12 protein-coding genes are annotated in these 14,089 nt (G+C 72.2%); 5 read left to right on the top strand and 7 right to left on the bottom strand.

Going from position 1 to position 14,089, the window contains the following annotated elements; translation table 11 throughout:
• Positions 1-77: 77 nt before the first annotated feature.
• Positions 78-890 carry an SDR family oxidoreductase gene (locus AAG827_RS04770; protein ID WP_341924683.1) on the bottom strand — a complete coding sequence of 271 codons (813 nt, stop codon included), beginning with the start codon at positions 888-890 and terminating at the stop codon, positions 78-80.
• A gap of 133 nt (positions 891-1,023) precedes the next feature.
• Between AAG827_RS04770 and AAG827_RS04765 the strand changes: the two genes are divergently transcribed.
• Complete coding sequence (locus tag AAG827_RS04765) at positions 1,024-2,541, top strand: OFA family MFS transporter (RefSeq protein ID WP_341924682.1); 1,518 nt, start codon at positions 1,024-1,026, stop codon at positions 2,539-2,541.
• On the opposite strand, the gene AAG827_RS04760 is transcribed toward AAG827_RS04765, so the two are convergent.
• The 3 genes from AAG827_RS04760 to AAG827_RS04750 are packed head-to-tail and all read right to left on the bottom strand — an operon-like array spanning position 2,516 to position 5,574.
• On the bottom strand, positions 2,516-3,511 hold the full coding sequence (locus AAG827_RS04760) for an NAD-dependent epimerase/dehydratase family protein (RefSeq protein WP_341924680.1): 996 nt from the start codon (positions 3,509-3,511) through the stop codon (positions 2,516-2,518). The genes AAG827_RS04765 and AAG827_RS04760 overlap by 26 nt on opposite strands.
• 36 nt (positions 3,512-3,547) lie before the next feature.
• Entirely contained in the window at positions 3,548-4,993 is a 1,446-nt protein-coding gene (locus AAG827_RS04755) for a M1 family metallopeptidase (protein WP_341924679.1), read from the bottom strand.
• A gap of 20 nt (positions 4,994-5,013) precedes the next feature.
• Entirely contained in the window at positions 5,014-5,574 is a 561-nt protein-coding gene (locus tag AAG827_RS04750; RefSeq protein ID WP_341924678.1) for an RNA polymerase sigma factor, read from the bottom strand.
• A 57-nt stretch (positions 5,575-5,631) separates the two neighbouring features.
• Between AAG827_RS04750 and AAG827_RS04745 the strand changes: the two genes are divergently transcribed.
• On the top strand, positions 5,632-7,104 hold the full coding sequence (locus AAG827_RS04745; protein ID WP_341924677.1) for a serine/threonine-protein kinase: 1,473 nt from the start codon (positions 5,632-5,634) through the stop codon (positions 7,102-7,104).
• A 24-nt stretch (positions 7,105-7,128) separates the two neighbouring features.
• On the opposite strand, the gene AAG827_RS04740 is transcribed toward AAG827_RS04745, so the two are convergent.
• Positions 7,129-7,779 (bottom strand): hypothetical protein, encoded by a 651-nt coding sequence (locus AAG827_RS04740; protein ID WP_341924676.1) that lies wholly within the window; start codon positions 7,777-7,779, stop codon positions 7,129-7,131.
• A 59-nt stretch (positions 7,780-7,838) separates the two neighbouring features.
• Between AAG827_RS04740 and AAG827_RS04735 the strand changes: the two genes are divergently transcribed.
• Positions 7,839-9,335 (top strand): amidohydrolase, encoded by a 1,497-nt coding sequence (locus AAG827_RS04735; RefSeq protein WP_341924675.1) that lies wholly within the window; start codon positions 7,839-7,841, stop codon positions 9,333-9,335.
• Positions 9,336-9,363: 28 nt separating this feature from the next.
• On the opposite strand, the gene AAG827_RS04730 is transcribed toward AAG827_RS04735, so the two are convergent.
• Together AAG827_RS04730 and AAG827_RS04725 are read right to left on the bottom strand one after the other, a co-directional pair.
• Positions 9,364-10,335, bottom strand: coding sequence for an SGNH/GDSL hydrolase family protein (locus AAG827_RS04730; RefSeq protein WP_341924674.1), 972 nt, complete (start codon positions 10,333-10,335; stop codon positions 9,364-9,366).
• Between the two features lie 37 nt (positions 10,336-10,372).
• A complete protein-coding gene (locus AAG827_RS04725; protein ID WP_341924673.1) occupies positions 10,373-11,563 on the bottom strand; it encodes a helix-turn-helix domain-containing protein in 1,191 nt (396 codons plus the stop codon).
• Between the two features lie 87 nt (positions 11,564-11,650).
• Between AAG827_RS04725 and AAG827_RS04720 the strand changes: the two genes are divergently transcribed.
• Both AAG827_RS04720 and AAG827_RS04715 read left to right on the top strand, forming a co-directional pair.
• Positions 11,651-12,778 (top strand): ferredoxin reductase, encoded by a 1,128-nt coding sequence (locus AAG827_RS04720; RefSeq protein WP_341924672.1) that lies wholly within the window; start codon positions 11,651-11,653, stop codon positions 12,776-12,778.
• A 45-nt stretch (positions 12,779-12,823) separates the two neighbouring features.
• A complete protein-coding gene (locus AAG827_RS04715) occupies positions 12,824-14,068 on the top strand; it encodes an acyl-CoA desaturase (protein WP_341924671.1) in 1,245 nt (414 codons plus the stop codon).
• Positions 14,069-14,089 lie beyond the last annotated feature (21 nt).

The raw sequence follows: 14,089 nt of genomic DNA, 5'->3' as shown, positions 1-14,089 counted from the left end.
CCGGGGGTAGGAGGCCCTGCGTGGACGTGAGCGCGGGGCATCCCCAGCCCGGGGAGACCGAGCGCGCCGTCGCGGCGTCAGGTGAGGTCGAGCGGACCGATCTCCCAGCCCTCGGGGGCGATCGGGTGCAGGATCGCGTCGGTGCCGCCGTCGACGAAGAGGCAGACACCGACCACCAGGCTGGAGGCGTCGGAGAGCAGGAAGCAGATCGTCGCCGCGACCTCCTCCGGCCGGCCCGGACGCCCCAGGGCCGTGGGATAGCTGTCGGCGAACGGGCCGAACGTCGGGTCGTCGCGCAGCTGCTGGGTCATCGGCGTCTCGATCAGCCCGGGTGCCACGGCGTTGATGCGGATGCCCGCGCCGATCCACTCGGGTGTCACGCCCTCGCGGCGTGCCCACCAGGCCAGCGCGGCCTTGGAGGAGGGATAGACCATCACCGAGTCGACCTTGGCGGCAGCCTCGCGGGCGCCCTGCTCGTCGTCCTTGAGGCAGAGCGCGGCGACCTCGGCGTTCCAGCCCGGCATGCCGGTGATCGAGTTGGACGCCAGCAGCACCACCGCGGCGCCGCCCGTTGCTGACGCGGCAGCCAGCTGCGGCCGGAGCCCGCGCACGAGACCCAGCGCCCCGAAGTAGTTGACGCTCACCAGCAGCGCCGAGTCGACCCCGGTCAGCCCGGCGATCCCCGCGCACGGCACCACGCCGTGCACCACGTCGGTCAGCGCCTGCACGCCGGCGACCGCCGCATTGCGCCCCGCCGCGGTCGACAGGTCGGCGGTCACGTCGGCGTCGTGGAGGTCGACGGTGATCACCCGGTGGCCCTGCTCGCGCAGCAGCGCGGTCGTCGCCGCCCCGATGCCCGATGCTGCTCCGCTCACGACGTACGTCTTCATGGTCGGGGACTGTAACGCGTTCTAGTTCCGCCTGTGCCGGCGCGGCTGCCGGACGGGGGTGGTTGAAAGTGGTCACGAACGGGTAATCGGTGTGACGGATCACTCGGAACCGAACCCCTCGAGGGGGAAACGCATGTCACTCACCGTCCTCGACCGCGAACGCACGGTCGCCGGCACCGGCTTCAACCGCTGGCTCATCCCGCCGGCCGCCCTCGCCGTGCACCTGTGCATCGGCCAGGTCTACGCGACGAGCGTCTACAAGGACGCCCTCGTCGCCCACTTCGACACCTCGCTGACCGCGGTCGGCGCGGTGTTCTCCATCGCGATCGTGATGCTGGGCCTCAGCGCGGCCGTCTTCGGCACCTGGGTCGACACCGGCGGCCCGCGCCGGGCGATGGTCGCCTCCGCCACCTGCTGGGCGACCGGCTTCATGGTCGGCGCCGCCGGCATCGCGACCGAGCAGATCTGGCTGCTCTACCTCGGCTACGGCGTCATCGGCGGCATCGGCCTCGGCCTGGGTTACATCGCCCCGGTCTCCACGCTCATCAAGTGGTTCCCCGACCGTCCGGGCCTCGCGACCGGCATGGCGATCATGGGCTTCGGCGGTGGCGCGATGATCGCGAGCCCGCTGTCGGCCAAGCTCCTCGACCTGTACGGCGTCGGCTCGGACGGCCTCGCGGCCGGCAGCTCCGTCGCCAAGCTGTTCGTCACCCTCGGCCTGATCTACGTGGTGGTGATGCTGTTCGGCGCCTGGCTCGTGCGCGTGCCGCCCGCGGACTGGAAGCCGGCCGGCTTCGACGCGAGCAAGGTCAAGACCAAGGCGCTCGTCACCACGGCGAGCGTCTCGGCGGCCAACGCCGTCAAGACCCCGCAGTTCTGGCTGCTCTGGGTGGTCCTCTTCTGCAACGTGACCGCCGGCATCGGCATCCTCGAGCAGGCCTCCCCGATGATCCAGGGCTTCTTCCGCGACGGCGACGCCTCCACGGTCACGGTGGCAGCGGCCGCCGGTTTCGTGGGCGTGCTGTCGCTCTTCAACATGGCCGGCCGCTTCGTGTGGTCCTCGACGTCCGACGTCATCGGCCGCAAGCCGATCTACGTGCTCTACCTCGGTGCGGGCATCGGGCTCTACCTCCTGCTCGCGACGGTCGGCACGACCAGCACGGTCGTCTTCGTGATCCTGGCCGGGCTGATCATCAGCTTCTACGGCGGCGGCTTCGCCACGATCCCGGCCTACCTGCGTGACCTCTTCGGTCCCTTCCAGGTCGGCGCGATCCACGGCCGGCTCCTGACCGCGTGGTCCGCGGCCGGCGTCGCCGGGCCGCTGATCGTCAACGGCATCCTCGACCGCCAGGGCGACCCGGCGCAGCTGGTCGCGGCCGACTACCGCCCGGCGCTGTTCACCATGGTCGGCGTGCTCGTCGTCGGCCTGCTCGCCAACCTGCTCGTCCGCCCGGTCGCCGACAGGTTCCACGAGCCGGAGAAGGTCGCTGCCGCCACGTCGACGTCGGTCGACGAGCACGGCGACGTTGCCGGGCACGACGCCCCCGCACCCACGTCGGTCCTGCTGCCGATCGCGTGGCTGCTGGTCGGCGTCCCGCTGCTGTGGGGCGTCTACGAGACGGTGGTCAAGGGGTCTGCGCTGTTCGGCTGAGCAGCTCGGTCTCCCGCTCGCGCGTCATCCCGGACACCACGGCGTCCGGGGTGGCGCGCAGCCACGTGAGCGTGTCGCGGGCAGTCTCCTCGACCGGCCGCGTCACCAGCCCCGCCGCGAACGACGGCGTCGGGTCGTGCGCCAGCATGCCGTCGTACGACGGGCGCGGGAGCCAGAGCGGCAGCGAGCCCGGTCCCGACCACGGCTCCACGCCCTCCGCGGCGAGGACGTCCTGGCCGACCCACGTCCACGACGGCTCGGCGCCGACCCCGGCGGCCACCGCGGCCAGCAGCTCGCCGATCGGGGTGACCGGCCCGACGCCGTCGAAGTCCCCGGTCCGACCGCCCTCCACGCTGTCGACGATCCAGGTGGCGAGGTCGCGCACGTCGATCACCTGCACGCTGTCGTCGGCCGACCCGGGCGCCAGCACGGGCTCCCCGGTCGCGGCGTCGGCGAGCCGCGCGGGCCAGTAGGTGAACCGACCGGTCGGGTCGCCCGGGCCGACGATCAGGCCGGGACGCACGACCATCGCGCCGGACGTCCCGTGGCGGACGATCGACTCGCACGCGACCTTCATCGGGCCGTAGGCCTCGGGGTCGACGCCGAGGTCGACGTCGTCGTGGAGCGCCTCGCGCAGCGCGCTCGTCGCGGGGGTCAGGCCCGGTGTGGACTCGTCGGGATAGACGTTGATCGTGGAGACGAAGACCCAGTGGGCGCCGGGGAAGGCGGCCACGGCCGACCGCACCCGCGACGGGTGGCGCGCCACGTCGACGACCGCGTCGAAGGGCTCCTCGAGCAGCTCTGCGGGCGGCACCGGCAGGTCGCGGTCCCACACCACCAGCCGTGCGCCCTCGGGCACCGACCCCGAGGTGCCGCGGGCGGCACAGACGACGTCGTGGCCCCGTCGTGCGGCCTCGGCCGCGGTCGCGTGGGAGAGGAAGGCCGTGCCGCCGAGCACCAGGATCCGCATGGCACCCAACCTAGGCCAGCCGGTCGGCCGGACGGATCAGCTCCGAGGAGGAGTGCGCTTCCCCAGCAACCAGGCGTCGAAGAACGCCGACAGCTCCTCGCCGGTCTGCTCCTCGAGCCACGGCAGGTAGTCGTCGCGGCCGGCACTGCCGTTGGTGCGCTCCTCGGGCCAGGCCCGCATGATGCGGAAGAACTCGTCGTCCCCGATCTTCTGGCGCAGCTCGTGCCACATCAGCGCCGGGCCGTAGTAGATGTTGCCGGAGCCGAAGGACTGCGGGTCGTAGGCCGCGGGCGGCCCGGCGATGGCCCGCTCCTCGTCCTCGAAGCGCGCCCACTCGTCCATGACCTCGTCGACGGGACGGCGGTCCTGGTCGGCCTGCCACATGCCCTGGAGGTACATCGCCATGCCTTCGTTCATCCAGACGTCGCGCCAGTCGTCGGGCGTGACCGTGTCGCCGTACCAGTGGTGCGCGAGCTCGTGCAGCACCACCGCGGGCGAGGTCGTGTAGTCGGTGTCGCCCAGCGTCACCATGGTCTGGGTCTCCATGCCGCTCTCGGAGTCGACCACCACCGTGCCGAACGTGTCGAAGGGGTAGGGCCCGAGCTTCTCCTCCAGCCACGCGATCGCGGCCGGAGTGGTGCGCAGCCCGGGCAGCACGTAGGCGGGCGCGTCGGGCTGGACCCAGTAGGTGATCGGGACGCCGCTGGGCGAGACGTCCTCGGTCATCTCGAAGTCACCGAAGGCGACGGTCGTGAGGTAGGACGCCGCCGGCTCGGCCAGGTGCCAGGTCGTCGTGGTGAGACCGTCCTCGTCGACCCGCTCGGTCAGCCCACCGTTGGCCACCCCCACCCAGGGCGAGGGCACGGACAGCTCGAACTCGTAGAGCGCCTTGTCGGCTGGCTGGTCGTTGACGGCATACCAGGTGTAGGCGCCGAACGGCTCCTGCATCGTCCAGGTCTCGCCGGTGTCGGTGATCGTGAAGCCGGTGTCGCTGAAGTCGCCGCGCATGGTCGGTGCGGGCACGGCTTCGGGGGTGCCGGCGTAGTCGACGCCGAGCACGTAGCGCTGGTCGGCCGTCACCGGCGCGGTCACGACGAGGTCCTTGCCGACGTGCTCGAAGTCGACCGGCTCGTCGTCGAGCGTCACCTCCGTGACCTCGAGCGGCTCGCCCAGGTCGAGCTGGAAGGTCCCGCCCGTGGTGGTCGCGCGGAAGGTCAGCTCCTGCTCGCCGGTCAGCACGCGCGCCTCGGGGTCCCACGTCAGGTCGAGGTCGTAGTGCAGCGCGTCGACCGACGGGTCGCCGACGTCGGGGTAGACCGAGTCCTCCACCGGCTCGCTCAGCGCGACGTCGAAGTCGGGGGTGGCCTCCTCGGGGCTCGCCGAGCTCTCCACCGGGGGCGAGGACGCCGGCTCGGCGTCGCCGCTGCACCCGGCGACGACGAGCGCGCCGGCGCAGGCGAGCGCGGTCAGCGAGCGCCTCACGTGGCGCCTCACGGGCCGTCTCACGGGGTGCCGCCACGCAGCAGGGGTCGGACCAGCTTGCGACCGTGGTGGATCTGGGCCTTGATCGTGCCGAGGGGGGCGCCGACCTGCTGGGCGATCTCCTCGTAGGACATGCCGTAGACGTCGCGCAGCAGCACCGGCTCGACGAGCTGCGGGTGGTCGCGCTCGATCGTCTCCATCGCCTCGAGCAGGTCGAGGCGGGTGCCCGCGATGACGCTGGTGGTGCGGGGGTCGGGTCGCTCGAGCTGCGGGGTGTCGGTGGCGACGGCCTGGTTCTTCAGCCGGCGGTAGGTCGTGCGCGCGGAGTTGACCGCGACGACGTGCAGCCAGGTGGTGAAGCGCCCGCGCCCGCCCCACTGACCGATCTTGGTCGCGACGTTGAGCAGCGCCTCCTGGCAGGCGTCCTCGGCGTCGGAGGAGTGCGGCAGGACGCCACGGCAGACGTTGAGCGTGCGGGGTCGCACGGCGCTCAGCAGGGCCTCGAGCGCGTCACGATCGCCGTCACGCGCACGGCGTGCCAACTCGTCGGTCTCGTCGGGCGTGAGCCCCTCGGTCGTCATGCCCACCCTCCTACCCATGCCGCCCCCGGATGAGTCGAACATAATGCAGCAGTGTCCATGCCCAGCCGGATCGGTCGTTACGTCGTCAGACGGCGCATCGGCGCGGGCGGGTTCGCCACGGTGTGGCTGGCCTACGACGAGCAGCTCGACTCGCCGGTCGCGGTGAAGGTCCTGGCCGACAACTGGACCGAGGACCACCACGTCATGCAGCGCTTCCTCGAGGAGGGCCGCTACCTGCGCCGTGTCGAGTCGCCGCACGTGGTGACGGTCTACGACGCCGGCACCCTCGAGGACGGGCGGCCCTACCTGGTCATGACCTACGCCGACCAGGGCACGCTCGCCGACCGGCTCGAGGTCGAGGGGCTCACCACCCGGCAGGCGCTGGAGGTGGTGCGGCAGGTGGCCGCGGGCCTCCAGGCGCTCCACGACCGCGACATCCTGCACCGCGACGTCAAGCCGGCCAACGTCCTCTTCCGCACCGTCGACCACGACCTGCGCGCGATGGTGGGGGACCTGGGCCTCGGCAAGGCGCTCGACGTGTCGTCGCGGCTGACGATGATCGCCGGCACACCGTCCTTCGTCGCGCCCGAGCAGGCCCAGGCCGAGCCGCTCGACGCCCGCGCCGACCAGTACTCCCTGGGCGTCCTCGCCTACCTGCTGATCACCGGCCGCCCGCCCTACACGCACGCCGACCTGACCGCCGCCGCCTCGCCGGGCGAGGTGGCGCCCCTGTCGACGCCGGAGCGCCCGGTGCCCGACGCCGTCGACCACGTCGTACGACGAGCCCTGGCGCTCGAGCGCGACGACAGGTTCGCGTCGGTCACCGACTTCGCCGCCGCGCTGGCCGACGCCTTCGGCGACGACGTCGCCCCCGAGGGGCAGATCGCCGAGCCGTGGCTGCCCCTCGACCCGCAGCTCACGATGCCGGGGGTGCGGCCCTCGCCGGTCCCGATGCCGACCCGTCCCGTGGGCCAGGAGTCGTCCCAGCAGACGCCGAGCGCTCGCCGACGCTGGCCGGCCGTGCTCGTGGGCGCCCTCGCCCTCGCGGTCGGTGCGGGCGCGGGGCTGGTGCTCGGCCAGCAGGGCACGCCGGCCGACGTCGAGGTCAGCGACGCCTCCGGCACGGTGTCGGTGACGGTGCCCGACGCGTGGGAGGGCGCGGTCGCCGACGGTGGCTGGGCGCCGCCCAACGACCCCGACGGCGCCTACCCGGCCCTGTCGGTCGGCACCAGCGCGACCTGGACCGCGGTGGGCTCACGCGCCCAGGGCGTCTTCCTCGGGCTCTTCCCGGGCGAGGCACTGCCGACGCTGCTGCCCCAGCACCCCGAGTGCGAGGAGACCGAGGGCCCGGTCAGCGAGGCGGTCGGCGACCCGTCGACGACGATCGTGCACGCCGACTGCCCCGGCGGGGTGACCGTCGAGCGTGTGGTGCAGGTCGCCGCCAACCGGCTGCTGTGGGTGCAGGTCCGCAGCGCCGACCGCGCCACCGCCAACCGGGTGCTCGACAGCGTGGAGACCCACGGTCTGTGAAGCGACGACGTCGTCGGCTCCCCTCTAGGTGGTCGATCTCGTCGCGCCGGCGCTGACCCGCTCGAGCAGGTCGGTGAGGCCGACCCGGTCGCGCTCGCGGCCGATGGCGACGATCGTGACGTAGGCCTGGTCCTCCGTGCTGGGGCTCCCGTCGAGTGAGAGGAAGCGCTCCATGGTGAGGCGGCGGTAGTTGTCGTAGACGTAGGACGCGACGAAGGTGTCGGTCGTCTGCGACTCGAGCTCGAAGGCGGTCACCACCGACTCCAGGGTGTCGCGGCGGTCGGCCAACGCCTGGGCGACGGTGAGGCGCTGCCCGCTGATGATCTTGACCCGCAGGAGGAACGTGTTGAGCGGGGCACCTGCGGTCGCCCAGGAAGTCTCCTCGAGCAGCCGGTCGTTGCGCACCCACCCGTCGGGCACCGGCACCCGCACCCCGAAGGTCTTCGAGCCCATCCGCTCGTCGTGCAGGTCCAGCGCCGGTTCGAGCGCCCGGGTGTCCGGGTCGGGCAGGACGTCGACCACGGGGTCGCTGGGGAAGGTGGGCGACTCACCGGTCACCGGGTCGGCGGCGCGGATCACGGCCGGGGTCTCCTCGCCGCCACGGCCGATCGCCCAGCCGCCGGCGAGCCCGACCAGGGCGAGCACCAGCGCGACCCCGAGCAACCGCACGTTCATAGCCAGCACCGTAACTGCCGGCGTACGACGGCGCGCGGCCAGCCGCTAGCGTGGTGGGAATGCTGATCCGCGCCGCTCGCCTGGTCCCCGTGACCCCGACCGTGACCCCCACCCAGCAGACCCCGGACCACCCGGTCGACGTCCTGCTCGAGGACGGCGTCGTGGTCGCCGTCGGGCAGGACCTCCCGCGACCCGAGGGCGTCGAGGAGGTCGACGCGGCCGGGCGCTGGCTGATCCCGGGTCTGTGGGACCAGCACACCCACCTCGGCCAGTGGGCGCTGACGTCGACCCGGCTCGACCTCAGCGGCACGGACTCGCCCGAGGCGGCCCTGGACCTGGTCGCCGCGTGGCTGGCCGAGCACCCGGGGCAACCGCTGGTGGGCTTCGGCCACCGCCCCGCCGTGTGGGACCGCCAGCCGACCGTCGACGAGCTCGACCGGGTCGCGGGGCTCGTGCCCGTGGTGCTGATCGCGGGCGACGCCCACCACGCCTGGCTGAGCAGCTGGGCGCAGCGGGCGCTGGGGCTCGAGGTGCGCGACGACAACATCTACGAGAACGAGTGGTTCGCGGCCTACGACGGCCTCCCCGGGCTGGTCGGCAACGACGGGATCTCGCCCGCCGGCTATCGCAACGCGCTGCACCGCGCGGCCGAGAAGGGCGTCGTCGGCACGGTCGACTTCGAGTTCGGCGGCGGGCCCCACGACTGGATCGCGCGCTGGACCGAGGGCTGCGACATCCTGCGGGTCCGCGTCGCGATGTATGCCGATCGCCTCGAGGAGGTCATCGAGATGGGCCTGCGCACCGGCGACCGCCTCTTCGTCGGCGACGACCGCCTGACGATGGGTCCGCTCAAGATCATCAGCGACGGCTCGCTCAACACCCGCACGGCCTGGTGCTGCGAGAGCTATGCCGGCGGCGAGATGGGGGCGGCCAACCAGACCCGCGAGGAGCTGCACCGCCTCGTGGAGCGCGCCTGGGGCAACGGGCTCGAGGTCGCGACCCACGCGATCGGCGACGCGGCGGTGCGCGACGCGCTCGACGTCTATGCCGCGACCGGTGCCCACGGCACGATCGAGCACGCCCAGCTCATCACCCGTGCCGACGTACGCCGGATGGCCGGCGTCGCCGTCCGCGCCAGCGTGCAGCCGGCCCACCTCCTCGATGACCGCGACCTCACCGAGCAGATCTGGCCGGCGTGGACCGACCGCTGCTTCGCCTTCCGCTGGATGCTCGACGAGGGGGTGCCGCTCGTGCTCGGCTCGGACGCCCCCGTCGCGCCCCTCGACCCGTGGCTGGCGATGGCGGCCGCGGTGCACCGCGGCGACGACGAGCGCGAGCCCTGGCACGCCGAGCAGGCGCTGACCCCGCAGGAGGCCCTGCGCGCCTCCGTCGACGGTCAGCCGACCGTCGGCGTCGGCTCCCGCGCCGACCTGGTGCTGCTCGACCGCGACCCGCTCGCTCCCGGCGAGGACAGCCTCGACGTCGCCCGCGCGCTGCGCAGCATGCCGGTCGCGCTCACCGTCGTGGCCGGCCACGTCCAGTACGACGCGCTCTGAGCCGGACCAGCCTCCCAGCCTCCCAGACTCAGAGGATCTCGAGGATCATCTCGGCGACGGCGGTCTGCTCGGCGAGGAACGGGTGCAGCGCGAGGGCGGCGTTGGCCTGCGTCTCGATGCCGTTGACCCACGGCTCGTCGGAGCAGATGTCGTGGCCCTTGCTGGCGGTGTAGGCGTCGATCACGTCCGCGCCTCCGGCCTCGCCCCCGGCGCTGACCGCGTCGGAGAGCGCCTTGTTGATCGACAGTGCGTAGGGGTAGTCGCCCGTGGCCAGGGGCAGCCGGTCGGGGCAGGTGCCCTTCGACGGCACGAACTGCGGGTAGTTGACGACGATCACCCGGGCCTCGGGGGCGCGGTCCTGGATGCCGAGGGTGATGGCCTCGACGCGGTCCTGGATCTTGCGGGCGCTCTCGAGGAGCTTGTCGCGCCCACCGGCGGTGTTGGCGTCCTTGCAGGGGGAGCCCTCCGGGTCCTGCTGGGCGGCCTGGAGGCAGGCGAACATCAGCCCCGAGAAGAGGTTGAAGTCGTTGCCGCCGATGCCGAGCGTGACCAGGTCGGTCTCGGGCGTCAACGAGTCGAACTGGGGGAGCTGCTGGGTGTCGCCGGTGATCTGCACGCCGATCATCGAGGTGCTGGTGGCGCCCGAGCAGCTGACGTCGACGAGGTCGTAGTCGTCGAGCTCGTCGACGACCTGGTTGGGGTAGTTGTTGCTCGAGCGCAGGCAGCCCGTGCTCATGTCGGTCGTCGGCACCAGCGGGGCGGAGACGAAGGAGTCGCCGAGGGCGACGTACAGGTTCTCGGCGGGCGTCTCGCTGGGCTCCTCCGAGGGGGTCCCCTCCGTGGTGCCCTCCGAGGGTGTCACCCCGGCCGACGGGCTCGACTGCTGCGTCTCCTCGGTCCCCGGGGAGGCGTCACCGCTCTGGCAGGAGGAGAGCAGGAGCACGACGGGAAGGAGGGCACCTGCGAGCAGGCGCGCTCGTAGGGCGCGGGACGACAGCATGCTCTCAACGGTACGAGACGGGGCCAGCGGTCCCGAATCAGCGATCGAGGGTGCCGAGGGCCACCGTGAGGGCCAGCACGGTCTCGGGGTCGTCGAGGCGCTCGCCGTAGAGCTCGCGCAGCTGGCCCATCCGGTAGCGCACGGTCTGCGGGTGCACGAAGAGCGCCTCGGCGACGTCCTCGCGGCGGCCCTGGTGCAGCAGCCAGGCGCGCAGGGTCTCGGAGAGCTTCTCCGCGACCGCCGGTCGCAGCCCGGCGAGGGGGAGCAGGGCCTGGGTGCGGAGGTCGGCCAGCGCGTCGGCGTCGGCGGTGAGGACCAGCTGCACCAGATGGGTGTCGGTGTCCCCGTCGAGACCCAGCGTGCGCGTGCGCAGCGCCCGCTCGTAGGACGCCCGTGCCTCCAGCCACGGCCGCGCCGGCCCGGCCACGGCGCCGCGCCCCTCCAGCGTGCGCAGGAGCGCGGCGCGGCGACGACCGTGCGCGTCCGGCACGAGGAGGAGGGCGCCGTCGTCGAGGTCGGGCCCCTCGGCCTGGAGGGTCTGCGGGGAGACCTCGGCCAGCACGGGGCGCACCTGCGACTCGGTCAGGATGACCGCGGTCAGGGTCGTCGGCGTCGGCCACCCGGCACGCTCGGCGGCGCTGCGCACCGTCTCCTGGGGCGAGCCGGCGAGCAGGTGGTGCGAGATCCGCTCGAGCAGGCGCTGCCGCACGCGGCCCGAGGTGGCGAGCTCGTCGGTGTGGCCCGCGACGCTGGCGGCGGACAGCTCGTCGATGTAGGCGAAGACCAGCTCGGCGAAGGAGACCAGCGTCTCGGCCGACAGCCCGCTCTGCACGGCGTGCATCGACATCTCGCGCCAGGAGACGCGAGCCCCGATCCGGTACGCCGAGAGGAGGGCGTCGGTCGTGCGCCCGCTGCGGGCCTCGCCGCGGCCGAGCTGGTAGGCGCCCTCGACCGCCGGCGCGGCCGGCGTGCGCGGGTCGGCTCCGCGCCGGCCGCTGGCCAGGGAGAGGAAGCCGCCGAGCGCGATCTGCACCGCGTTGCGGATGGTCTCGCCCATGGGACCGCTGAAGGCGTCCTCATAGCTCGGGACCTCGGCGATGATCGCGGCCACGACCTCGTCGGCGACCGCCGGCAGGTGGGCGCGGATCTCGGCGACCGCATCGACGGGGATCAGCAGCCCGCGGCCGGCGGTCTTGCGCTCCACCGGCTGGCGAGGACGTGGCGGCACTTTTTGTCTCCTGCGAACAAATGTGACGCGGATGTTCACGTCATGTGGTCAGGACTTTACCCCCAGTCATGCAGGAGAGTAAGTGTCATGACCTCCGTTGCCCTGATGCGCACCTCCGGTGGCCCCGACGCGCCCCGCTCCCGCTCGCTGCGGGACCGCCTGCTGCGCGTCGCCGAGGCGGCCGTGACCCCCCTGGTGCCGGCCGACGTCCTCGACATCTTCGACCCGCTGCGCTCGGGTGCCGACCTGCGCGGCCGCATCGTCTCGGTCACCGCCGAGACCGCCGACTCCGCGACGATCCTGATCAAGCCGGGCAAGGACTGGGCCGGCCACGTGCCCGGGCAGTACCTCCGCGTCGGTGCCGACGTCGACGGGGTCCGCCTCTGGCGCACCTACTCGCTCACCCACGGCCCCCGCGCCGACCGCTGCATCTCGATCACCGTCAAGGCGATCCCGGACGGCAAGGTGTCCCACCACCTGGTCCGCGACGCCAAGGTCGGCCAGCTGCTCCACCTCGGCCAGGCCGAGGGCGACTTCGTGCTCAGCGACCCGATGCCCGACAAGCTGCTCCTCGTCACCGCCGGCTCGGGCGTCACGCCGGTGATCGGCATGCTGCGCAACCTCTTCTCCAAGGCGGCCCCGCTGCCCACCGACATCGTGCTGCTGCACTCGGCGCTGTCGCGCTCCGAGGTGATCTTCGGCGAGGAGCTGCGTCGCTACGCCGCCGAGGGCCGGCTGCGCCTGATCGAGCTGCACACCGACACCGACGGGATGCTCGACGTCGCCGACCTCGACCAGATCGTGCCCGACCTCGCCGGCCGCACGACGTACGCCTGCGGCCCGGTGGGCCTGCTCGACGCCCTCGAGGCGCACCACACCGAGCGCGGGCTGCCGATCAACATCGAGCGCTTCCGCACCGCCGTCGTCGCCACCGCCGAGGATGGGCAGGGCGGCGGCTCGGTCACCTTCGCGAAGTCCGGCATCACCGTCGAGGGCGACGGCACCACCCCGATCCTCGACGCCGCCGAGGCAGGCGGCGTCCTGATGCCCAGCGGCTGCCGCATGGGCGTCTGCTTCGGCTGCGTCCTCCCGCTGCGCGAGGGCGCCGTGCGCGACCTGCGCAACGGTGCGATCACCGTTGCCGCCCCCGGCGACGGCGTCGCCATCCAGACCTGCATCAGCGCCGCTGCCGGCGCGTGCCACATCGACCACTGACATCCCGATCGACTACCCACCCGATCGAACGCTGAGGAGATCGACATGACCGTCATCCAGAAGAAGTCCGAGTCCACGAACCCGGTGGCCCACCTGACGCCCGAGGAGATCGAGCGCATCGGCGTCGAGCTCGACGCGATCCGCCAGTCGATCCTCGACACCCGCGGCGAGGCCGACGCGGCCTACATCCGCAAGGTCATCGACGCCCAGCGCAAGCTCGAGCTCGCCAGCCGCGCGGTCCTGCTGGCCAGCGTCTTCCCGCCGGCCTGGGTGCTCGGCACCGCGGGCCTGAGCGTCGCCAAGATCATCGAGAACATGGAGATCGGGCACAACGTCATGCACGGCCAGTGGGACTGGATGCGTGACCCCAAGATCCACTCGACCACCTGGGAGTGGGACAACGCCTCCCCGGCCGAGCAGTGGAAGCACTCGCACAACGAGCTCCACCACACCTACACCAACGTCGTCGGCAAGGACAACGACCTCGGCTACGGCATCATGCGCGTCGACGAGGACCAGCGCTGGATCCCGATGTACCTCGCCCAGCCGCTGTGGAACTTCATCAACGCCTGCTTCTTCGAGTACGGCATCGCGGCCTACGACCTCGAGCTCGGCAAGAACCTCGCCAGCGAGAAGCGTCGCCAGAGCCCGGAGTTCAAGGCCCGTTACCAGCAGACCCTCAAGAAGATCCGCGCCCAGGCGACCAAGGACTACGTCGTCCACCCGCTGATGTCGCTGCCGACCGGCTCGCTGCTGCCGACCCTGGCGGCCAACTTCACCGCCAACCTGGTCCGCAACCTGTGGACCCACTCGGTCATCATGTGCGGCCACTTCCCCGAGGGCGTCGAGACCTTTGAGCGCACCTCGATCGAGGGCGAGACCCGCGGCGACTGGTACCTCCGCCAGATGCTCGGCTCGGCCAACATCTCCGGCTCCAAGGCCATGCACTTCATGACCGGCAACCTGTCGCACCAGATCGAGCACCACCTCTTCCCCGACCTGCCCAGCAACCGCTACGCCGAGATCGCCCCGCAGGTGCAGGACGTCTTCCAGCGCTACGGCCTGAGCTACCACATGGCCCCGCTGCCGCAGCAGGTCGCGAGCGCCTGGCACAAGGTCGTCCGGCTCTCGCTGCCCAACGACTTCCTGTCGCAGACCACGGTCAAGAACGCTCCTCAGCAGCTCAAGCTGCTCTGGGCCATGACCACCAAGGGCCCCAAGGTCCGTCGCGCCGCCCAGGCCCGGCTGACCCAGCAGGCGCGGCGCGCGAAGATCGCCGCAGCCGTCTGACAGACGTACGCCGAGTCGGGG

Source organism: Nocardioides psychrotolerans (genome assembly GCF_943371775.1).
Taxonomy (GTDB): domain Bacteria; phylum Actinomycetota; class Actinomycetes; order Propionibacteriales; family Nocardioidaceae; genus Nocardioides; species Nocardioides psychrotolerans_A.
The sequence above is the reverse complement of the archived record's forward strand: the minus strand, read 5'-3'. Positions and strand labels throughout refer to the sequence as shown.